Below are 20,215 nucleotides of genomic sequence, written 5' to 3'. Positions count from 1 at the left end.
CGCTCACTGTGTTCAGTGTGCGCGGTGCCCCCACCCTGCGTGCAAACTGCGGGTGACTACTTGAGGCCGGGGTACAGCGGGAACTTCTCGGCCAGTGCGATCACGCGGGCCTTGAGGGCGTCGGCGTCGTACGCGGGCTTCAGCGCGGCCGCGATGATCTCGGCGACCTCGGTGAAGTCCTCGGTCCGGAAGCCACGGGTGGCCAGGGCCGGCGTACCGATGCGCAGGCCCGAGGTGACCATCGGGGGCCGCGGGTCGTTCGGGATGGCGTTCCGGTTGACCGTGATGCCCAGCTCGTGGAGCCGGTCCTCGGCCTGCTGGCCGTCCAGCTCGGAGTTGCGCAGGTCGACGAGGACCAGGTGGACGTCCGTACCGCCGGAGAGGACGGAGACGCCCACCTCGGTGACATCAGACTGCACGAGGCGCTCGGCGAGGATGCGGGCGCCGTCCAGGGTGCGCTGCTGGCGCTCCTTGAACTCCTCGGTCGCCGCGACCTTGAAGGAGACGGCCTTGGCCGCGATCACGTGCTCCAGCGGGCCACCCTGCTGACCGGGGAAGACCGCGGAGTTGATCTTCTTGGCGAGCTCCTGCGTCGACAGGATCACGCCACCGCGAGGACCGCCGAGGGTCTTGTGCGTGGTGGTCGTGACGACGTGGGCGTGCGGCACCGGGTTCGGGTGCAGACCCGCGGCGACCAGGCCCGCGAAGTGCGCCATGTCGACCATCAGGTACGCGCCGACCTCGTCCGCGATGCGGCGGAAGGCGGCGAAGTCCAGCTGGCGGGGGTAGGCGGACCAGCCGGCCACGATGAGCTTCGGCTTCGACTCCTTGGCGAGGCGCTCGACCTCGGCCATGTCCACGACGCCGGTGTCGTCGACGTGGTACGGGACCACGTTGTAGAGCTTGCCGGAGAAGTTGATCTTCATGCCGTGGGTCAGGTGACCGCCGTGGGCCAGGTTCAGGCCCATGATCGTGTCGCCCGGCTTCAGCAGGGCGAACATCGCGGCGGCGTTGGCCTGCGCACCCGAGTGCGGCTGGACGTTCGCGGCCTCGGCGCCGAAGAGCGCCTTGATGCGGTCGATCGCGATCTGCTCGACCACGTCGACGTGCTCGCAGCCACCGTAGTAGCGGCGGCCGGGGTAGCCCTCGGCGTACTTGTTGGTGAGGACGGAGCCCTGCGCCTCCATGACCGCGACCGGAGCGAAGTTCTCCGAGGCGATCATCTCGAGGGTGGACTGCTGGCGGTGGAGCTCGGCGTCGACGGCGGCGGCGACGTCCGGGTCCAGCTCGTGGAGGGAGGAGTTGAGAAGCGACATCAGTGGGTCCCTAAGGTCTCAGTTGCCGGAGAACGCGGTGTACTCGTCGGCGGAGAGAAGGTCCTTCGGCTCCTCCGCGACGCGCACCTTGAACAGCCAGCCGCCCTCGAAGGGAGCGGAGTTCACCAGCGACGGGTCGTCCACGACGTCCTGGTTGGCCGCGGTCACCTCGCCGGTCACCGGCGAGTACAGGTCGCTGACCGACTTGGTCGACTCCAGCTCACCGCAGGTCTCGCCCGCGGTCACCGTGTCACCGACCTCCGGGAGCTGGGCGTAGACGACGTCACCGAGCGCGTTGGCCGCGTACTCGGTGATTCCGACCGTGGCCACGCCGTCCTCGAGGGCCGACAGCCACTCGTGCTCCTTGCTGTACCGCAGCTGCTGGGGGTTGCTCATGACCTGAATTCTCCTGTACGCGGGGGAGTGCTGATGAACGGTGGTCTTACGGTGTGAGACACGAATGCGTCACGTGCGCGGTGCTCTGTGTCACTTACGGCGCTTGTAGAAGGGCAGCGCCACGACCTCGTACGGCTCGTGCGTGCCCCGGATGTCGACCCCGACACCCTCGGTGCCGGGCGCGGCGTGCGCCGCGTCAACGTAGGCCATGGCGATCGGCTTGCCCAGGGTGGGTGAGGGGGCACCGGAGGTGACCTCGCCGACGACCTTCCCGCCGGCCACGACGGGGTAACCGGCTCGCGGCACCCGGCGGCCCTCGGCAATCAGGCCGACGAGCTTGCGGGGCGGGGCGGTCTCCGCGCGGGCGGCCGCGGCGGACAGCGCCTCGCGGCCGACGAAGTCGCCCTCCTTCTCGAACTTCACGACCCTGCCCAGGCCCGCGTCGAAGGGCGTCAGCGCGGTGGTCAGTTCGTGGCCGTACAGCGGCATGCCCGCCTCCAGCCGGAGCGTGTCGCGGCAGGAGAGCCCGCAGGGGATCAGCCCGTACGGCGCACCGGCCTCGGTGAGGGCACTCCACAGCTGCTCGGCGTGCTCGGGGGCCACGAAGAGCTCGAAGCCGTCCTCGCCGGTGTAGCCGGTACGGGCGATGAGCGCGGGGACACCGGCGACCGTCCCGGGGAGTCCGGCGTAGTACTTCAGTCCGTCCAGGTCGGCGTCCGTGACCGACTTCAGTACGGCGGGGGAGTCGGGTCCCTGTACCGCGAGCAGCGCGTACGCGTCGCGGTCGTCCCGCACCTCGGTGTCGAAGCCCGCCGCGCGCTCGGTGAGGGTGTCCAGGACCAGCTGGGCGTTGCCCGCGTTGGCGACGACCAGATACCCGGTGTCGGCCAGGCGGTAGACGATCAGGTCGTCCAGGATCCCGCCGTCCTCCGCGACGATCATCGTGTAGCGGGCCCGGCCGACACCGACGGTGGCGATGTTGCCGACCAGCGCGTAGCTCAGGAAGGCCGCCGCCTGCGGACCGGTGACGGTGATCTCGCCCATGTGCGACAGGTCGAAGAGTCCGGCCCGGGTGCGGACGGCGTTGTGCTCGTCGCGCTCGCTGGCGTAGCGCAGCGGCATGTCCCAGCCGGCGAAGTCGGTCATGGTCGCGCCCAGGGACCGATGCAGGGCATCGAGGGCGGTGAGACGGGGGGCGGCGCTCGGGGCAGTGCTCATGGACATGGCTCCAGGGCATGACGACAGGGGGTGGTTCCCTCCCCATCTGTCATCGGAACCTGAGAGGTTCGCCGAGAGCCCCTGAAAGGGTCCTGAAGGGTCGTCCCCTTCACGCTCGGCTTGCACCTTGGGTGGGGCCGCGCAGCGGCCCGCTTTTCAGATCTGCCTCATCCACGCGGTACGGGGCCTGAGAGATTCAAGGGAGGAACTTGCTCCTTCGGCGCCCGGCGCACACAGTGACCGGGACTCTCCCGCGCGGATTCAAACGGCCGGTATGCAGTTGGCGGGGTCATCATCGCACGCATTGGGGGAGAGTGGGGCGTCCCGGTCCGCACGGGTGCCGGTTCCGACACGTGCGGTCGGAAGCGGTTGTGCCGCATTACCTTTTCTTTACACTTCTTGGGCAGGTCAGTGGGTGACTCGGCAGGGGGAAGGCGATGACGTTGCAGCGCTACGCGACCACCGCGGGGGCGGCACGCGGTGCGATGCCCCAGCAGCCGGGCGTGCCCGCCCGGGAGCTGACGGACGGGCACGCGCCGGTGGTGCGTGATCTGCGGGGCCGGGGCGGCCGCGGGCCGCACAGCCTGGACTTCGCGGCGGGGGATGTGGTGGTGGTCTCGGGGCTGCCCGGCAGCGGGAAGTCGACGCTGATCCGGCGGGCGGTCCAGGAACACGCGATCGACTCCCAGGACACCAGGGACCGCTGGGCGGCCGCTCTGCCCGCCTTGCTCCCGTACGCCCTCTACCGCCCCCTGGTGCGCGCCGCGCACTACGCGGGGCTGTGGCGGGCCCTGCGCTCGGGCGGATCGGTGGTCGTGCACGACTGCGGTACGCAGGCCTGGGTGCGGCGCTGGCTGGCGCGTGAGGCCGGGCGCCGGGGCAGCACCCTCCATCTCGTCCTGCTCGATGTCACCCCGCGGGTGGCCAGGCAGGGGCAGCGGGAGCGGGGGCGGGGAGTGTCCGGCTACGCCTTCGCCCGGCACCGGCGTGCGGTCGGCCGGCTGCTGCGCGACACCGAGAGCGGTCTGCTGCCGCCGGGGTGTGCCTCGGCGGTGCTGCTCGACCGGGAGACGGCGGCGGCGATCGCCCGGATCTCCTTCCCGGAGGCGCGGCTCCGGCAGGAGTAGTCCCGCACGGGTCGCGCAGGCGGCGAGAGGTCCTGGGGGCGTCACCGTTCGCATACGCACAGTTCGCGCCCCTCCGGGGGGCTGTCCGGAATCTGGACGGTGCGGTGGGCCCGGAGGCCGCTCCTGCCTGCGGCGCTGCCTTCGTGGCGCGAGCCGGTCTAAGGTTTCAGCCGCACAGCATGGCGAGAAAGGGACACAGACACCGTGGACATTCCGGCTCAGGCCCAGGCCCCGTCCTATCCGTCGCAGGGATGGCCGGCCAACGAGTTCGAAGAAGTGCTCAGTGCCTCGCTCGGCGTGCCCGGGGCAGGGGGGCGGCTGGTCGAGGTGCTCGGCCGCAGCCATGTCTGGGTGCCCCTGCCGAACGGCGGCGGGCCCGGCAGCACCGACCTCGACCTGCCGACGGTCGACATCGACGGCGGCGCGTACGTCCCCGTGTTCAGCTCCGAGGCGCAGTTCCTCCAGTGCGTCGGCCCCCATCTCTCCTTCACCGTGGCGCCCGCACGCGAGTTCGCCCGTGGACTGCCCCCGCAGCTCGGGATAGCCGTCAACCCGGGCGGCGTCGTCGGGGTGCCCCTGCCGCCCCCCGCCGTCGCCGAGCTCTGCCGGGCCGGGCGCACCCCGCTGGACGGTCCCGCGAGCGGCGGCCGGGTGCGGCTGTACGAGCCGGACTGGAAGGAGGACCCCGTCGACTTCCTCTCCGCGGTGTCCGCCGAATTCCAGGAGACCGGAGTGGTGAGCACCGCGCGCCGGGCGCTGGCCAGCATCGAGGGCGACACCCCCGCCCTCTTCGTCGGCGTCGAGTTCGCCGTCCGGGAGGCCGCGGCCCAGAGCGCCCCGCTGGACGCCCTGGGCCGCGCGCTGGGCCGGGTCCAGGTGCCGTGGCCGGTCAATCTGGTCCTGCTCGACGTGACGCAGGACCCGGTCGGCGACTGGATGCTGGAGAAGGTCCGCCCGTTCTACCGGCGCGACGGGTACTGAGAGCGGAGCTCCTCCTGCTACGTGGCGTCAAGCCGGTGTCAGGGGCGGCGCATAAGCTGGTTGGATGACGAGGCCGCCCCGTGTGCCCGGGAGTGGCACCACAGCACCGTGAAGCATGCGGAACAGCGGATCGAAGAGGGGCGGGACCCAGGGTGAGTGCGTCAGGCATGGGGGCGGCCGATGGGGTATCCCCTGCTCATGGGGGTCCCCCCACTCGAGCGAAGTCGAGAGTGGGGGAGGAGTCGAGCGCTTGGGGACAGGTCGAGCACATGCTTCGCCAAGTGACCCCGGGGCGCCTCGACGCGTACGAGGCGCTGCTGCGGTCCCTGGCGGACGGCCAGGTCTGGATGCTGCTCTGGCACGGCACGGCGGGCTCCCCCGACGCCCAGTACGGCAACATGGAGGTCGACGGCCAGGGTTACGCCCCGTGCGTGACCTCCGCCCAGGAGCTCTCGGCCAGCGGCTGGAACAGGGCCCACGAGGTGACCACCGGCCGCGACATCGCCCGCGCCCTCTTCCCCGACCGCTGGGGTATCTGGCTCAACCCGCACGCCCCCGGCGGCGGTGTCGGCATCCCCTGGCTGGACCTGCGTCGCATCGCCACCGGCCTCGACCGGATGCCCGCCGGGCCGCTGCGGCTCTCCGAACCCGCCATCGAGATCCCGCAGTTCTACGCCCTGCTGTCGCAGAACGCCCACCGCACCCCCGCCGTCCGCGCGCTGCGCCGCGCCTGGGTGCAGCCCGCGCTCGGCGTCCCGTACCTCGCGATCGGGCTCGACCTCTACGACACCGGCAGGCCGTCCGTCGACGCGGTCCGCGCGATGATGCAGCAGTCGATCGGGGTGGTCCCCGACGGGCTGCCCGTCTCCACGGTCTCGCTGTCCGACGAGTACGACCCCGTCGCGATGTGGCTGAACGCCAACTCCAGGCCCTTCTACGACCGCGAGGCGCACGCCCCGGCTCCCGCGGTTCCCGGCTACGGCTACCCGCCGACCACCGGCCCGGCCCCCCACGCGTACTGAGAAAGCGTCGGGAAGCACCTGAACCTCAGGGCCAATTGATGCCCTGTTCGGTGCTGTTGGGCGTCATGTCCGCTATAGCGGATTAGTGGCCGAGAGGTCCGCTCAGGAAGCATGGCTGTCCGGATAACGGAAGCCCTTTGGCAGCATCACGTTTGAGCAAACATTCCCCGTCAGGTCTGGCGGGTGATCGCAAAGTGGTTGAAGACTCCCTACAGCAGGTGCTCCATGCCCGGCGAACCCCTCTTTCAAACAGGGTCAGTTCGGTCGTGTGCGATCACATCTGTCATGTTTTGTTAGAGCCGCTACAGCGGCGGTCACAGGCCGGCCACCGTCGGCCGAGAGGGGTCTCCAGCGCAATGACGGCACCGATCGAGACCACCGGGGCGGACGTGCGGCCCGAAACGGTGCTGGAAGGCGCCGGGCGCAAGGAGATCGAGGGCCGTTCGCTCGGCCGCATCGCCTGGATGCGCTTCAAGCGGGACAAGGCCGCGATGGCCGGTGGCATCGTTGTCGTGCTGCTGATCCTCACCGCGGTGCTGTCCAAGCCGCTGCAGTCGCTCCTCGGGCTCGACCCCGACGCGTTCAACCAGAGTCTGGTCGACCCCGTCATGCTGGCCCCCAAGGGCGCCCTCGGCGGCATCAGCTGGGACCATCCCCTCGGAGTCGAACCGCAGACCGGACGCGACATCCTGGCGCGCATCCTCGAAGGCTCCTGGGTCTCCCTCGTGGTCGCCGTCGGCTCCACGCTGCTCTCCGTCGTCATCGGCGTCGTCATGGGCGTCGTGGCCGGGTTCTACGGCGGCTGGGTGGACAGCTTCATCAGCCGCCTGATGGACACCTTCCTCGCCTTCCCGCTGCTGCTCTTCGCGATCTCCATCTCCGCCTCCCTGCAGGGCAACGCCTTCGGGATGGAAGGGCTCACGCTGCGGATCGCGGTCCTGATCTTCGTGATCGGCTTCTTCAGCTGGCCCTACATCGGCCGTATCGTCCGTGCGCAGACCCTGTCGCTGCGCGAGCGGGAGTTCGTCGAGGCCGCCAAGTCGCTCGGTGCGCGCGGCCCGTTCATCCTCTTCCGCGAGCTGCTGCCGAACCTGATCGCGCCGATCCTCGTGTACGCGACGCTGCTGATCCCCACGAACATCCTCTTCGAGGCATCCCTGTCCTTCCTCGGCGTCGGTATCGCGCCGCCGCAGGCGTCCTGGGGCGGCATGCTCACGCAGGCGGTCGACCTCTACGAGGTGGACCCGATGTTCATGGTCATCCCCGGCATGGCGATCTTCATCACCGTGCTGGCCTTCAATCTGCTGGGGGACGGGCTGCGTGACGCACTCGACCCTCGTGGCAAGTAATCGCGGCAGTGCCGCACCGGACTAGCGAGGGGGCTTTCCTCAGCATGCAGAACAGAAAGACAGCAGCGGCCATAGCCGTGGCCGTGGCGGTGTCGCTCGGCGCATCGGCGTGCAGCAGCAGCGATTCGGGCGGTGACAGCAACGGCGGTGGGGGCAACGTCAAGGCTGATGCGGGCCTGACCAGCATCGTCAACCAGACCGACAAGAAGGGGGGGACGGTCACTCTGGAGCACGCGAGTGGCCCGGACTCCCTGGACCCCGGCAACACGTACTACGGCTGGGTGCAGAACTTCTCCCGCCTGTACGGCCGTTCGCTGGTGACCTTCAAGCCGGCCGCCGGCAAGGAGAGCCTGGAGGTCGTTCCCGACCTCGCCACCGGCCTCGGCAAGGCCAGCGCGGACGCCAAGACCTGGACGTACACGCTCCGCAAGGGCGTGAAGTACGAGGACGGCACCGAGGTCACCTCGAAGGACGTCAAGTACGCCGTCGAGCGCTCCAACTTCGCGCCGGAGGCCCTGTCCAACGGCCCGACGTACTTCAAGGCCTACCTCGAGGGCGGCGACAAGTACAAGGGTCCGTACAAGGACAAGTCGGCCGAGGGCCTCAAGTCCATCGAGACGCCGGACGACTACACGATCGTCTTCAAGCTCAGCAAGCCGTTCGCGGACATGGACTACCTCGCCGCCTTCTCGCAGACCGCCCCGGTCCCGCAGAAGGCCGACACGGGCGCGAGCTACGTCCAGAAGATGGTCTCCTCGGGCCCGTACAAGTTCTCGGCGTACGACGAGAGCAAGGGCGCGACGCTGGTCCGCAACCCGGAGTGGGACCCGAAGACGGACCCGATCCGCAAGGCGCTGGCGGACAAGGTCGAGCTCAAGTTCAACGTCAACGCCACCACGATCGACGACCACCTGCTCAGTGACACGATCACGGTGGGTGCCGAGGGCACGGGTCTGCAGTCCAAGACCCAGCCCAAGGTCCTGGTCAAGGCCTCGGAGAAGGCGAAGACGGACAACCCGTACGCCGGCGCCCTGCAGTACCTGGCGCTGAACGTCAACGTGAAGCCGTTCGACAACGCCGAGTGCCGCAAGGCCGTCCAGTACGCCGTCGACAAGCAGAGCATGGTCGACTCCATCGGTGGCTCGGTCAAGGGTGACCCGGCCACGACGGTCATCCCGCCGACCGTCGCCGGGTACAAGAAGTTCGACCTGTACCCGTCCGAGGGCAACAAGGGTGACGTCGCCAAGGCGAAGGAGCACCTGACCAAGTGCGGTCAGCCCAAGGGCTTCAAGACCACGCTGACGGCACGCTCCGACCGTCCTGACGAGATCACCGCCGCCACGCAGCTCCAGGGCAGCCTGAAGGCGATCGGCATCACCGCCGAGATCAAGCAGTTCCCTGCGGACAAGTACTTCACGGACTTCGCGGGTGTCCCGGAGTGGGTCCACAAGAACAACGCGGGCATGATGATGATGGCCTGGGGCGCCGACTGGCCGACCGGCTTCGGCTTCCTCGACCAGATCGTGAACGGATCGGCCATCAAGCCCTCCGGCGGCACGAACCTGATGGAGCTCAACGACAAGGCGATCAACGAACTCCTGGTCAAGGGCATCGGTACCGTCGACACCGCGGCGCGCAACGCGACGTGGGGCGACGTCGACCAGAAGGTCATGGAGAACGCCTCGGTCGTTCCCCTCTTCTACCGCAAGAACCTGCTCTACCGCCCGGACTCCGCGGCGAACGTCACGGTCACGGACGCGTACCTCGGCATGTACGACTACGTGCTGATGACGTCCTCCAAGTAACACCTGTTAATCGACAGCATCCCTTGAAAGGCAGGTGAAGGCGCCGGGTCGGCGGGCGTACCCCGTCCGCCCGCCCGGCGCCGCACGGCTGTGGCTGCGTACATCATCCGACGCGTATTCGCCGCGGTGTTGCTGCTGCTGGTGGTCAGCGCAGTCACGTTCGCGATCTTCTTCCTGGTTCCCCGCCTCGGCGGGCAGACCCTCGACTCGATGGCCGCCCAGTACGTCGGGAAGAGCCCCGACCCCGACGTCATCGCCGCGGTCAAGAAGAACCTGGGGCTCGACCAGCCCCTGTACCTCCAGTACTGGAACTTCGTCAAGGGCATCGTCGTCGGCGCCGATTACCAGTTCGGCCCCGACCCGGTCACCTGCAACGCCCCGTGCTTCGGTTACTCCTTCAAGACCCACACCGAGATCTGGCCGCAGCTCGTCGACCGCGTCCCGGTCACGCTGTCGCTGGCCGTCGGTGCCGCGGTCCTCTGGGTCGTCTCCGGTGTCGCGATCGGCGTCCTCTCCGCGCTGAAGCGGGGATCGCTCTTCGACCGCCTCTCCATGGGCGTCGCCCTCGCCGGTGTCTCGCTGCCGATGTTCTTCACCGGCCTCGTCGTGCTGGCGCTGTTCGGCAACGGGGAGTACGTGCCGTTCGCCCAGAATCCCGTCGAGTGGGCGGGCAGTCTGGTCCTGCCCTGGTGCACGCTCGCCCTGCTGTACTCCGCTCTCTACGCCCGGCTCACCCGGGCCGGGATGCTGGAGACGATGGGCGAGGACTACATCAGAACCGCCCGGGCCAAGGGCCTCAAGGAACGCAAGGTCGTCGTCAAGCACGGGCTGCGCTCGGCGCTCACCCCGCTCGTCACGATCTTCGGTATGGACTTCGCGCTGCTGCTCGGCGGCGCGGTCATCACCGAACGGGTCTTCTCCTTCCAGGGGCTGGGTGCCTTCGCCATCCAGGGCGTGACCACCGCCGACCTGCCCAAGGTGATGGGTGTGACCCTGGTCGCCGCCTTCTTCATCGTCATATGCAACCTGCTGGTGGACCTCGTGTACGCCGCGATCGACCCCCGGGTGAGGCTCTCATGAGCGACGCAGTCAAGAAGGACTCCCCGGCGACGGACACCGTTCCGGCTCCGCGCTCCGGCGACGGCAAGGAATTCCTGTCCGTACGCAACCTCAGTGTCCACTTCGACACCGACGACGGTCTGGTCAAGTCCGTCGACGGCGTCAGCTTCGACCTGAAGGCCGGTCAGACCCTCGGTATCGTCGGCGAGTCCGGCTCCGGCAAGTCCGTGACCTCACTGGGGATCATGGGTCTGCACACCTCGGAGCGCGCCCGGATCGGCGGTGAGATCTGGCTCGACGGCGAGGAGCTCATCGGCGCCGGCCCCGAGCGGGTACGCAAGCTGCGCGGTCAGAAGATGGCCATGATCTTCCAGGACCCGCTGTCCGCCCTGCACCCGTACTACAGCATCGGCGCGCAGATCGTGGAGGCCCACCGGGTCCACAACAAGGTCGACAAGAAGACCGCGAAGAAGCGCGCGATCGAGATGCTCGACCGCGTCGGCATCCCCGAGCCGCACCGTCGGTACGACGACTACCCGCACCAGTTCTCCGGCGGTATGCGCCAGCGCGCGATGATCGCGATGGCCCTGGTCAACAACCCGCAGCTGCTCATCGCTGACGAGCCGACGACCGCCCTCGACGTCACCGTCCAGGCGCAGATCCTCGACCTCATCCGCGACCTGCAGAAGGAGTTCGGCTCCGCGGTCGTCATGATCACCCACGACCTCGGCGTCGTCGCCGAGATCGCGGACAACCTGCTCGTGATGTACGCGGGACGCTGCATCGAGCGCGGCAGCGCCGAGAAGGTGTTCTACGAGCCCCAGCACCCCTACACCTGGGGCCTGCTCGGCTCGATGCCGCGCATCGACCGGGAGCAGACCGAGCGGCTCATCCCGGTCAAGGGCTCGCCGCCCAGCCTCATCAACGTCCCGTCGGGCTGCGCCTTCCACCCGCGCTGCCCGTACGCCGACGTCCCGCCGGACAACATCACCCGCACCGAGCGTCCGGAGCTGCAGCAGGTCAGCGACGGGCACTACTCCGCGTGCCACATGTCGCGTGAGCAGCGCGACCGGATCTGGACCGAAGAGATTGCGCCGAAGCTGTGACTGATCTGAACAAGAAGACTCCCGCGTCCGCCGCGGCCGGGTCGGACGGGTCCGGGTCCGAGCCGCTCCTCAAGGTCGACGGCCTGGTCAAGCACTTCCCGATCACCAAGGGCGTGCTGAAGCGCAAGGTCGGTGCGGTCCAGGCCGTGGACGGGCTCACCTTCGAGGTGCGTCCCGGGGAGACCCTGGGCGTCGTCGGCGAGTCGGGCTGCGGAAAGTCGACCATGGGCCGGCTGGTGACCCGTCTGCTGGAGCCGACCGGCGGAAAGGTCGAGTTCCAGGGGCGCGACATCACGCACATGTCGGCGGGGCGGCTGCGGCCGATGCGCCGTGACATTCAGATGATCTTCCAGGACCCCTACGGCTCGCTGAACCCGCGCCACACGGTCGGCGGGATCGTCGGAACCCCCTTCCGGCTCCAGGGCGTCAAGCCCGAGGGCGGAGTGAAGGCTGAGGTCCAGCGGCTTCTGGAGCTGGTGGGGCTCAACCCCGAGCACTACAACCGCTACCCGCACGAGTTCTCCGGCGGCCAGCGCCAGCGCATCGGCATCGCGCGGGCGCTCGCACTGAAGCCGAAGCTGGTCGTCGCGGACGAGCCGGTCTCGGCGCTGGACGTGTCGATCCAGGCGCAGGTGGTGAACCTGCTGGACGACCTCCAGGAGGAGCTCGGCCTCACCTACATGATCATCGCGCACGACCTCTCGGTCATCCGCCATGTCTCGGACCGGATCGCGGTCATGTACCTCGGCAAGATCGTCGAGCTCGCGGACCGCAAGTCGCTGTACGAGGCGCCGATGCACCCGTACACGACGGCGCTGATGTCCGCGGTGCCGGTGCCGGACCCGCGCAGGCGCGGCGCCAAGAGCGAGCGCATCCTGCTCAAGGGCGACGTGCCGTCGCCGATCTCACCGCCGAGCGGCTGCCGCTTCCACACCCGGTGCTGGAAGGCGACGCAGGTCTGCAAGACCACGGAGCCGCCGCTGCTCCAGCTGAAGACCGGGCACCAGGTGGCGTGCCACCACCCGGAGAACGGCGAGGACCAGGCGCCGGGGGACGCGCCGCTCGTCGCGGACGTCATCACCGTGAAGTCGGCGGGCGCCGCGGAGCCGGTCGTGCCGGTGAAGGCCGAGGAGCCGAAGGCCGAGGAGCCGAAGGCCGAGGAGCCGAAGGCGGAGGAGACGAGCGCGCCGGCCGGGGAGGCGAGCGCGTCCGACGAGGCCGTGGTGAGCGCGTCGGACGAAGCCGAGGCTGCCGAGCCTGCGGCGTCGGACGAAGCTGAGGCCGCCGACGAGCCTGCGGCGTCGGACGAAGCCGAGCCCGCCGAGCCTTCCGCTTCGGACGGGCCTGCCGTGCCGGAGGAGGCCCCCGCCCCCGCCGGCAAGGGTTCCGCCGCACCGTCCACCGATGCGGAGGACAAGCCGAAGGAGTAGTGCGGGCACAATTGGCCGGTGCTCAACGAACTCTTCACCCCCTCCGTCCAGCATGCGCTCGACATCGTCGGAATCTTCGTCTTCGCGATCTCGGGTGCCCTGCTCGCCGTACGCAAGAACTTCGATGTCTTCGGCATCGCGGTCCTCGCCGAGGTGACAGCGCTGGGCGGAGGGATCTTCCGTGATGTGATGATCGGCGCGCTCCCTCCGGCTGCCTTCACGGATCTCGGCTACTTCCTGACCCCGCTGCTCGCCGCCGGTCTGGTCTTCTTCCTGCACCCGCACGTGGAGCGCATCCAGGTCGGAGTCAACGTCTTCGACGCGGCGGGGCTTGGGCTCTTCTGCGTAGCCGGCACGATAAAGGCCTACGAATACGGTCTCGGCCTCACCTCGTCCGCAGCCCTCGGTCTGGCAACCGCGGTCGGCGGCGGTGTGCTGCGTGACGTCCTGGCCAACGAGGTGCCCTCGCTGCTGCGCTGGGACCGGGACCTGTACGCCGTGCCCGCGATCGTCGGAGCCGTCATGGTGGTCCTCTGCATCCGTTTCGAGGCCCTCAACGCCTACACCAGCGGTGCCGCCGTGATCACCGCGTTCGTCCTGCGCCTGCTGGCCATGCGCTTCCACTGGCGGGCGCCGCGTGCCTACAACCGGCGTTCCTCCAGGGCGGAGGAAAATCCGGCCGTCATCTGACGGCAACAAAAAGCTACCGCTCAGTAATACGATCGGTGTACCGTGCATGCCATGGCACAGGCAGCAGCGCAGGAGTCGCGCGCGGTACAGGCGACCATCGGTGACAGCGAGTTCGACCGCGACACCGCCGTCACGCTTCGGCAGGAAGGCGTCTACGACGCGGAGCTCTCCGCGGGCTGGACGATCATCCACGCGGTCAACGGCGGCTACCTGCTCGCCATGCTCGGCCGTGCGCTCGGCGAGGCGCTCCCGCACTCCGACCCCTTCTCGGTCTCCGCGCACTACCTCACGGCATCCGTCCCCGGGCCCGCCGTGATCCGCACCCAGGTCGTCCGCACCGGCCGCACGCTCTCCACCGGCGAGGCCTCGCTCTTCCAGTTCGCCGAGGACGGCACGGAGGTCGAACGGATCCGGGTGCTGGCCACCTACGGCGACCTGGACGGCCTGACGGACGAGATCCGCACGTCGGCCGAGCCGCCGGTCATCGCGCCCCTGGACCAGTGCTTCGGAACGGGCGACGGGACGGCGCCGATCCCTGGCAGCTCCGCCATCACCGAACGGCTGGACATCAAGCTCGACCCGGCGACGGTCGGCTGGGCCGTCGGCGCACCGTCCGGCAAGGGTGAGATGCGCGGCTGGTTCGGGCTCGCGGACGGCCGCGACGCGGATCCGCTCTCACTGCTCCTCACCGTGGACGCACTGCCGCCCACCTCCTTCGAGCTTGGGCTGAAGGGCTGGACGCCCACCATCGAGCTCACCACCCACATCCGCTGCCGCCCGGCCCCGGGGCCGCTGCGTGTCTCCATCACCACCCGCAATCTCGCGGGCGGCTTCCTGGAGGAGGACGCGGACGTCTGGGACAGCGCCGACCGCCTCGTCGCGCAGTCCCGCCAGCTGGCCCGCGCGCCCCGCGGCTGAGGCCCGCCATGATGGTGCGGTGAAGTCCGACCGGCTGCTCTCCATCCTCCTGCTGCTCCAGACCCGTGGCACGGTTCCCGCCGGGGAGCTGGCCGAGCGTCTCGAAGTCTCCGTACGCACCATCTACCGGGACGTCGAGGCGCTTTCGGCCTCCGGCGTGCCCGTGTACGCGGAGCGGGGGCGCAACGGGGGGATCGCGCTGCTGCCGGGCTTCCGCACCGATGTCACCGGGCTCACCGCCGACGAGGCGCGCGCCCTGTTCGTCCTCGCCGCGCAGGGGGCCCACGCCGCGCTCGGGCTGGACGCCGCGCTCGGCTCCGCCCTGCGCAAGGTGATGGCCGCGCTCCCGGCCCCGCACCGGCCCGCCGCCGAACAGACCAGCCGTCGCATCCTGGTGGACCCGGTCCGCTGGATGAGCGGTCCGCGGGCCGCCGTCGACGTGGGCGATCTGCACGACGCGGTCTTCGCCGACCGCAGGCTGCTGCTCCACTACCGGCACAGCGGCACGGACCTCCCGCGCGTCTACACCGTCGACCCGTACGGCCTCGTGGTGAAGGCGGGCGTCTGGTATCTGATCGCCGACCTGGACGGCGCGCCCAGGCTCTTCCGCGCGGACCGGGTGAAGCGGGCGGCTCCCACCGAGGATCCCGTGGTGCGCAGGGCGGGTGTGGAGCCCGCCGACGTCTGGGAGGAGCTGCGCCGGCAGGTCGAGGAGCGGCCGGGGGACATACGGCTCCGCGTGCGGGTGCGCCGCTCCCGGCTGGACCTCTTCGTACGCCTGCACGCGGGGGTGCTGACCGGCAGGCCGGAGCCGGAACAGGAATCGGCGGGGGAGTGGCTGGTGGCCGAGCTCGCCGTGCCCGAGCTCGCGTGGGCGCGTTCCCTGCTCTCGTTCGGCCCCAACCTCGAAGTGCTGTCGCCCCCGGAAGCGCGCCGCGTGCTCGTCGAGGCCGCGGCCGCCGTCACGGAGCTGTACGCAGGAAACGGGTGAGGGCCGCGGTGAGCTCGGCGGGCGCGTCCTCCTGCACGAGATGCCCGGCCCCGTCGATCAGCCGCATCTCTGCGCCCGGGATCAGCCCGGCCAGCTCATGGCCACGGGCGACCGGGATCCAGGTGTCCTCCGTGCCCCAGCAGATCAGCACGGGCAGATCCAGCTCCCCGTAGCGGTGCTGGATCTCGTCGGTGAACCGCTGGTCGTTCTGCGCGATCTGCCGGTAGAACGCGGGCTGCCCGGCCTCGGTGCACCAGGGGGCGACGAGCCTGTCCAGCACCGTCGGATGCAGACCCTGGTGACTCGCGGAGCTCACGTACTCGGTCACCAGCGCACGGTGCAGGTCCGGCGACAGCTCGCCGAAGACCTCGGCCCGGCCGCCGAGCAGCCGGTAGGCGGGCGAACCCCACGGGGCCAGGGCCACCGGGTCCACCAGGGCCAGACGACGGTAGCGGGCGCCGTGCAGGAGACGGGCGCGCAGGGCGACACAGCCCCCGAAGTCATGGGCGACCACGGCCGGTTCGTCGAGCCCCCAGTGATCGAGGAGCTCGGTGAGCACCCAGGCCTGGGCGCGCAGCGAGACGTCCTGGCCGGCGTACTGCGCGGAGGCGCCGTAGCCCGGCAGGTCCCATACGTGGACACGGTGGTCCTGGGCGAGCCCCCGGGCGATGCCACGCCAGACGTACGAGGAGAAGGGCGTGCCGTGCACCAGGACGACGGGCGGCGCCTGCTCGGGGCCGAGTGCGGCCCAGCGCACCTCGCCCGAGGAGCTGGTGAAGGTCCGGTCAAGCGTCCAGTCGCCCATGACACCGACCCTACGGCTTGTCCAGCCAGTGGGCCCGGCCCAGCGTGACCAGGCGCAGCCGGCGCCGCGCCACCCGGACGACCTCCCGTTCGCCCTCCGGGCCGGCGTCCAGCAGGGCCGACGCGGTGAGCACCATGTGGTCGACGTACAGCCCGCCCAGCATCAGGAGGTCCTCCCGGTCCCAGCCCGCCGACTCGGGCTCCGCGCCCAGCACTTGGGCGACTTCCTCGGCGAAGCCGCGCAGCTGGGCGGCGATGGCCTCGCGCACCTGCCCGACTCCGCCGTGCTGCTCGCGGGCGATGAAGCGGAAATGGGCGGGCTGCGCCGTGACATGTCGGGCTATCAGCCCGACACTGCGGTCAAGCCGCTCCTCGCTGTCCCCCGTGTCGGCGAGGATCGCGCCGATCATGCCGTGCAGGCTCCCCAGGGTCTCCTCGACGAGGGCTACGCCCAGGGCCGCCGTGCCGTCGAAGTGGCGGTAGAAGGCGGTCGGGGTGACCCCCACGGCTCGCGTCACCTCGCGCAGGCCCAGGCTGCTCAGGCTCTGGTGCTCCAGCAGCTCGAGGGCCGCGTCGAGCAGTGCCTGACGCGTTTTCAGCTTCTGGGCCTGGCGGATGCCGATGGTGTGACTCATGCCATTCAGTAAACAACCGTTCTCCGACTCTTGGAAGAGGCGAAGGGTCTAGACTCAGGAGTCAGTGAACAGTCGTACTCTCAAAGCTCGCAGAAAGGCCGGACATGTTCGTCCTCGTCGCCGCCCTGCTCCTGCTGGGGGTCGTCCTGGGAGCGGTCGCACACCTCCCGCTCCCCGTGGCCCTGACCGCCGCGGCCGTGATCGGCCTCTGGCTGGCGGTCTTCGGTGTCCGTGAACGCCTCGCCCGCCGCACCCGCTGACGAAGGAGCCGCACCATGGCACTCACCACCGCACGCACCGCTCCGCGCGACGCCCGTCCCGCCGAGGTCCGTTCCGTCGGTGCTCCCTCGGCCGGCAGCCGTCCGGAGGGGGACGGTCCGGCCGGCACCCGGTCGGCCACCCGGGAGGCCGACGGGCTCGCCGTCGCCTCGTTCGTCCTCGGGCTGCTCGGTCTCCTGGTGATGAACATCCTGCTGGGGCCGGTCGCCATCGTCATGGCGGTCATCGCTCTCGCCCGGTCCACCGCCCGCCGCGGCCGCGCACTGCTCGGACTGGCCCTCGGCGTCGCCGACCTGATCGTCCTCGCCGTCCTGGTGACGGGCAACGGCACGGTCTCCTGGAGTCTCGCCGGCTGATCGCGCCCGCGGTCCGGTGCCTACGCGCGAACCGACCGCCAGATCTGCTCCGGCAGCAGGCGCGCGGCCTCGTCGAGGCCGACGTCGTCGATGCCCGACAGCGACCGGCGGGCGACAGCGACGACAGGACCCAGGACGAGGGACTCGATCAGGGGCAGGGGGAGCGGGGCGAGCTCGCCGGAATCGATGCCCAGCTGGATCCAGAGGCCCACTTCCGAGACCCTGGCCTCCTGGGCGTCACGGAATTCCCTGCCCCGGGCCATGCCCTTGCGGTCGGCGAGGGGGGAGTGCAGGAGCAGGGCGGGGCCGCGGTGCTCCTGGACGAATGCCAGATAGGCACCCACGGCACCGGCGATGCCCGCACGCGCGGTGCCGGCTTCCTGCAGTGCTTTGGTCAGCTCACCCAGCAGCCGGTCCAGCCACCGGTGGCTGAGAGCGCCGATCAGGCCGTCGAGACTGCCGAAGTGGTGGTAGAGGCTGCCCAGGCTGACGCCGCTGGCCTGGATGACGGCATTGACGGTGAGGCCCTGCTCGCCCGACTCGACGAACACGCGCAGTGCCGCGTCCAGGAGCAGATCGGAAGTGACTTCGCCGCGATGCTGCTTGGGGCTCATCGAATAGCCGTCCCTGTGGTCCGTGGCGCGGGCTCTTCCGCGGTGAATTTCTAGAGTGACTTTCTAGAATATGCTTCCGCATCCAGTATCCACTGGTCAGACTTCCCCTGGAACGGACAACGGTGTGTCACGGGGGAGACGGTGTGGGCGAGTTGGACCTGACGGGCAGCGGGGCCAAGCCGCTGGAAGCGGACGATCCGCGGCAGATCGGTGGCATTCCGCTCGGTGGTCGGCTCGGCTCCGGTGGAATGGGGCGGGTGTACCTCGGTGTACACGAGGGGCGGTACGTCGCCGTCAAACAGGTGCTGCCCTCGATCGCGGGCGAGGACCAGGACTTCGTCCGCCGCTTCGGGCACGAGCTGGACAACCTTTCCCGGCTTCCCGCGGAGGCCACCGCCCCTCTGCTGGCCAGCGACCGCGACGCACGGCCCCCGTGGCTGGCGACCGCGTACGTTCCCGGTCTCACCCTGAGCAGGGCCATCGAGCTGAACGGGGGGCCGCTGGACGCCGACACCCTGTGGCTGCTGCTGCGCGAGGCAGCCGCGGGGCTGGTTCCGGTGCACGAGCTGGGCATGGTGCACCGGGACCTCAAGCCGTCCAACGTCATGCTGACGCCCGAGGGTGCCACGGTCATCGACTTCGGCGTGGCCCGTGCCACCGAGCAGAGTCAGCTGACCAGAAGCGGCATGGTGGTCGGCACGCCGGCGTACATGGCTCCTGAGCAGGCCACGACGAAGCGGGACTTGACCGGCGCCGCCGATGTGTTCGCCCTGGGGTCGGTCCTCGCCTACGCGGCCGGCGGCACGCCGCCCTTCGGTGAGGAGTCCGGCCCCGCCGTGCTGTACCGCATCGTGCACGAGGAGCCCGATCTGGAGGCGCTGCGCCGGCTGGACCCCGGCCTCGCCGACGTCGTCGCGGCCTGTCTCGACAAGGATGCCGAGGCCCGCCCCACGGCGGCCGGGCTGGTGCGGAGCGCCACGGAACGCGGCCCTTTCACCGCTCCCCTGTGGCCGGAATCCATCAGTGCGGACCTCGCGGAGAAAGCCGCCTTCGCCGCGCACGTCCAGGAGATCGAGCTGCCGCCGCCCGTATCGGTGGAGACGCGGAACCTCGGACGGAGGACCCGCCCGAAGTTCCGTGAGCGCAGGCGGCGGACCCGGGTCCTCCTCGCGGTCGTCCCCGTCGTCGTGACGCTGGGGGGAGCGACCCTCGCTGTCCAGCTCCTGCCCCGCATCTCCGATCCGGACGACCACGTGGCCGCAGGCCCGTCCGTCCCGGCCACGGCCCCGGCCGTGCCCACGGAGTCCACGTCCGGCGCCGGCCCGTCCGGCTCGGCGTCACCGGGCAAGTCGCCGGCCGGCAAGGAGAAGGGCAAGGAGGCCGAGGGGGAGGGCAAGGCGGACGGGACGACTCCGGCCCCCGCCCCGGGTGCCGGTGACACGGGGGGCGGCGCCCAGGACGGCACCGGCGGCTCGGACGGCAGCACCGGCACCTCCGGCGGATCCAGTGCGTCCGGCGGATCCACCGCGTCCGGCGGTAGCGGTACCGGCGGCGCCACCACCCCCTCCGGTACCCACCGCTATCGCAACGGCGACAACAACAGGTGCCTCATCACCGTGTACGGCAGTACGGACGTCGGTGACTGCGCAGACCCGAGCGCCGGCTGGACCGTCCGGAGCCTGTCGGGGGGAGGCTTCGAGCTCGTCAACAAGCAGGGCGGACAGTGCCTGTCCGCGAACATGCTCGGCCAGGCGGTTTTCACGGGCGCCTGCGATCAGACCGCCCCGCGACGGTGGCGCGCGGGTGCGGGAGGCAGCATCGTGAGCGTCTCCAACGGCGGCTGTCTCGACCTGGCCTTCGGCGGCGGCACCGCAGCGAACACCTGTGCGGGGGAGGCGTCGCAACGCTGGACGGCGCTGTGATCACAGGGCCCTGAGCGCTCGGCCGGCGCCCGGTCCGGGGCGCCGGTCCCCCCCCGGCCCGGCGGTGCGGGAATCCGGCCCGGGAGCCCGCGGGGGAGCCCGCGGGGCCTGCCCAGGGAGTGCCCGGGGAGTGCCCAGGGAGTGTCCAGGGAGTGTCCACGCGGAGCGTAGGCACGATGCGCCCGGCACGCGCCGCT

At 70.2% G+C, this 20,215-nt stretch carries 20 protein-coding genes and 1 riboswitch; of the genes, 14 read left to right on the top strand and 6 right to left on the bottom strand.

The window, feature by feature from the left end; genetic code table 11:
* Nucleotides 1-56 precede the first annotated feature (56 nt).
* The 3 genes from glyA to gcvT form a co-directional block, all read right to left on the bottom strand.
* Nucleotides 57-1,316 (bottom strand): serine hydroxymethyltransferase, encoded by a 1,260-nt coding sequence (gene glyA / locus ACFWFI_RS14560; protein ID WP_387389306.1) that lies wholly within the window; start codon nt 1,314-1,316, stop codon nt 57-59.
* A gap of 18 nt (nt 1,317-1,334) precedes the next feature.
* Nucleotides 1,335-1,712, bottom strand: a complete 378-nt coding sequence (gcvH, locus tag ACFWFI_RS14555; RefSeq protein ID WP_387389305.1) for a glycine cleavage system protein GcvH — start codon at nt 1,710-1,712, stop codon at nt 1,335-1,337.
* Nucleotides 1,713-1,802: 90 nt separating this feature from the next.
* Nucleotides 1,803-2,930, bottom strand: a complete 1,128-nt coding sequence (gene gcvT, locus ACFWFI_RS14550) for a glycine cleavage system aminomethyltransferase GcvT (protein WP_387389302.1) — start codon at nt 2,928-2,930, stop codon at nt 1,803-1,805.
* Between the two features lie 166 nt (nt 2,931-3,096).
* Nucleotides 3,097-3,194: riboswitch (glycine riboswitch) on the bottom strand.
* Nucleotides 3,195-3,367: 173 nt separating this feature from the next.
* Here gcvT and ACFWFI_RS14545 point away from each other — a divergent pair.
* From ACFWFI_RS14545 to ACFWFI_RS14495, 11 genes are all read left to right on the top strand, one after another.
* Nucleotides 3,368-4,057, top strand: a complete 690-nt coding sequence (locus tag ACFWFI_RS14545) for an AAA family ATPase (RefSeq protein WP_387389299.1) — start codon at nt 3,368-3,370, stop codon at nt 4,055-4,057.
* Nucleotides 4,058-4,261: 204 nt separating this feature from the next.
* The gene (locus ACFWFI_RS14540; protein WP_387389297.1) at nt 4,262-5,038 is read left to right on the top strand and encodes an enhanced serine sensitivity protein SseB; all 777 of its coding nucleotides are present in this window, start codon (nt 4,262-4,264) and stop codon (nt 5,036-5,038) included.
* A 269-nt stretch (nt 5,039-5,307) separates the two neighbouring features.
* Nucleotides 5,308-6,060, top strand: a complete 753-nt coding sequence (locus tag ACFWFI_RS14535; protein WP_387389295.1) for an enhanced serine sensitivity protein SseB C-terminal domain-containing protein — start codon at nt 5,308-5,310, stop codon at nt 6,058-6,060.
* A gap of 356 nt (nt 6,061-6,416) precedes the next feature.
* Nucleotides 6,417-7,409 carry an ABC transporter permease gene (locus ACFWFI_RS14530; RefSeq protein ID WP_387389293.1) on the top strand — a complete coding sequence of 331 codons (993 nt, stop codon included), beginning with the start codon at nt 6,417-6,419 and terminating at the stop codon, nt 7,407-7,409.
* Nucleotides 7,410-7,453: 44 nt separating this feature from the next.
* Nucleotides 7,454-9,214: an ABC transporter substrate-binding protein gene (locus ACFWFI_RS14525; protein ID WP_387389291.1), complete on the top strand. Its 1,761-nt coding sequence runs from the start codon at nt 7,454-7,456 to the stop codon at nt 9,212-9,214.
* 90 nt (nt 9,215-9,304) lie between these two features.
* Nucleotides 9,305-10,294: an ABC transporter permease gene (locus tag ACFWFI_RS14520; protein ID WP_387389289.1), complete on the top strand. Its 990-nt coding sequence runs from the start codon at nt 9,305-9,307 to the stop codon at nt 10,292-10,294.
* Nucleotides 10,291-11,379: an ABC transporter ATP-binding protein gene (locus tag ACFWFI_RS14515; RefSeq protein ID WP_387389287.1), complete on the top strand. Its 1,089-nt coding sequence runs from the start codon at nt 10,291-10,293 to the stop codon at nt 11,377-11,379. The genes ACFWFI_RS14520 and ACFWFI_RS14515 overlap by 4 nt, the downstream gene beginning before the upstream one ends.
* Nucleotides 11,376-12,809 carry an ABC transporter ATP-binding protein gene (locus ACFWFI_RS14510; RefSeq protein WP_387389284.1) on the top strand — a complete coding sequence of 478 codons (1,434 nt, stop codon included), beginning with the start codon at nt 11,376-11,378 and terminating at the stop codon, nt 12,807-12,809. Before ACFWFI_RS14515 ends, ACFWFI_RS14510 begins: the two co-directional genes overlap by 4 nt.
* 18 nt (nt 12,810-12,827) lie before the next feature.
* Entirely contained in the window at nt 12,828-13,499 is a 672-nt protein-coding gene (locus ACFWFI_RS14505) for a trimeric intracellular cation channel family protein (protein ID WP_387389282.1), read from the top strand.
* A gap of 51 nt (nt 13,500-13,550) precedes the next feature.
* Nucleotides 13,551-14,417, top strand: coding sequence for a thioesterase family protein (locus ACFWFI_RS14500; RefSeq protein WP_387389279.1), 867 nt, complete (start codon nt 13,551-13,553; stop codon nt 14,415-14,417).
* Between the two features lie 19 nt (nt 14,418-14,436).
* Complete coding sequence (locus ACFWFI_RS14495) at nt 14,437-15,408, top strand: helix-turn-helix transcriptional regulator (RefSeq protein ID WP_387389277.1); 972 nt, start codon at nt 14,437-14,439, stop codon at nt 15,406-15,408.
* Here ACFWFI_RS14495 and ACFWFI_RS14490 read toward each other — a convergent pair.
* Nucleotides 15,380-16,213 carry an alpha/beta fold hydrolase gene (locus ACFWFI_RS14490; RefSeq protein ID WP_387389275.1) on the bottom strand — a complete coding sequence of 278 codons (834 nt, stop codon included), beginning with the start codon at nt 16,211-16,213 and terminating at the stop codon, nt 15,380-15,382. The two genes, ACFWFI_RS14495 and ACFWFI_RS14490, sit on opposite strands and share 29 nt — an antisense overlap.
* Nucleotides 16,214-16,223: 10 nt before the next feature.
* Nucleotides 16,224-16,847: a TetR family transcriptional regulator gene (locus ACFWFI_RS14485; RefSeq protein ID WP_387389273.1), complete on the bottom strand. Its 624-nt coding sequence runs from the start codon at nt 16,845-16,847 to the stop codon at nt 16,224-16,226.
* Between the two features lie 104 nt (nt 16,848-16,951).
* On the opposite strand from ACFWFI_RS14485, the gene ACFWFI_RS14480 reads away from it, so the two are divergent.
* Together ACFWFI_RS14480 and ACFWFI_RS14475 are read left to right on the top strand one after the other, a co-directional pair.
* The gene (locus tag ACFWFI_RS14480; protein ID WP_033298509.1) at nt 16,952-17,107 is read left to right on the top strand and encodes a hypothetical protein; all 156 of its coding nucleotides are present in this window, start codon (nt 16,952-16,954) and stop codon (nt 17,105-17,107) included.
* Between the two features lie 15 nt (nt 17,108-17,122).
* Complete coding sequence (locus ACFWFI_RS14475) at nt 17,123-17,482, top strand: DUF4190 domain-containing protein (RefSeq protein ID WP_387389270.1); 360 nt, start codon at nt 17,123-17,125, stop codon at nt 17,480-17,482.
* A 20-nt stretch (nt 17,483-17,502) separates the two neighbouring features.
* On the opposite strand, the gene ACFWFI_RS14470 is transcribed toward ACFWFI_RS14475, so the two are convergent.
* The gene (locus ACFWFI_RS14470) at nt 17,503-18,096 is read right to left on the bottom strand and encodes a TetR/AcrR family transcriptional regulator (RefSeq protein WP_387389268.1); all 594 of its coding nucleotides are present in this window, start codon (nt 18,094-18,096) and stop codon (nt 17,503-17,505) included.
* Between the two features lie 143 nt (nt 18,097-18,239).
* Here ACFWFI_RS14470 and ACFWFI_RS14465 point away from each other — a divergent pair, with 143 nt between their 5' ends.
* Entirely contained in the window at nt 18,240-20,018 is a 1,779-nt protein-coding gene (locus ACFWFI_RS14465) for a serine/threonine-protein kinase (RefSeq protein WP_387389266.1), read from the top strand.
* Nucleotides 20,019-20,215: the final 197 nt, after the last annotated feature.

Source organism: Streptomyces sp. NPDC060209 (assembly GCF_042728155.1).
Classification (GTDB): domain Bacteria; phylum Actinomycetota; class Actinomycetes; order Streptomycetales; family Streptomycetaceae; genus Streptomyces.
Note: the sequence above shows the minus strand (reverse complement) of the source record. Positions and strands in the feature narration are given on the sequence as shown.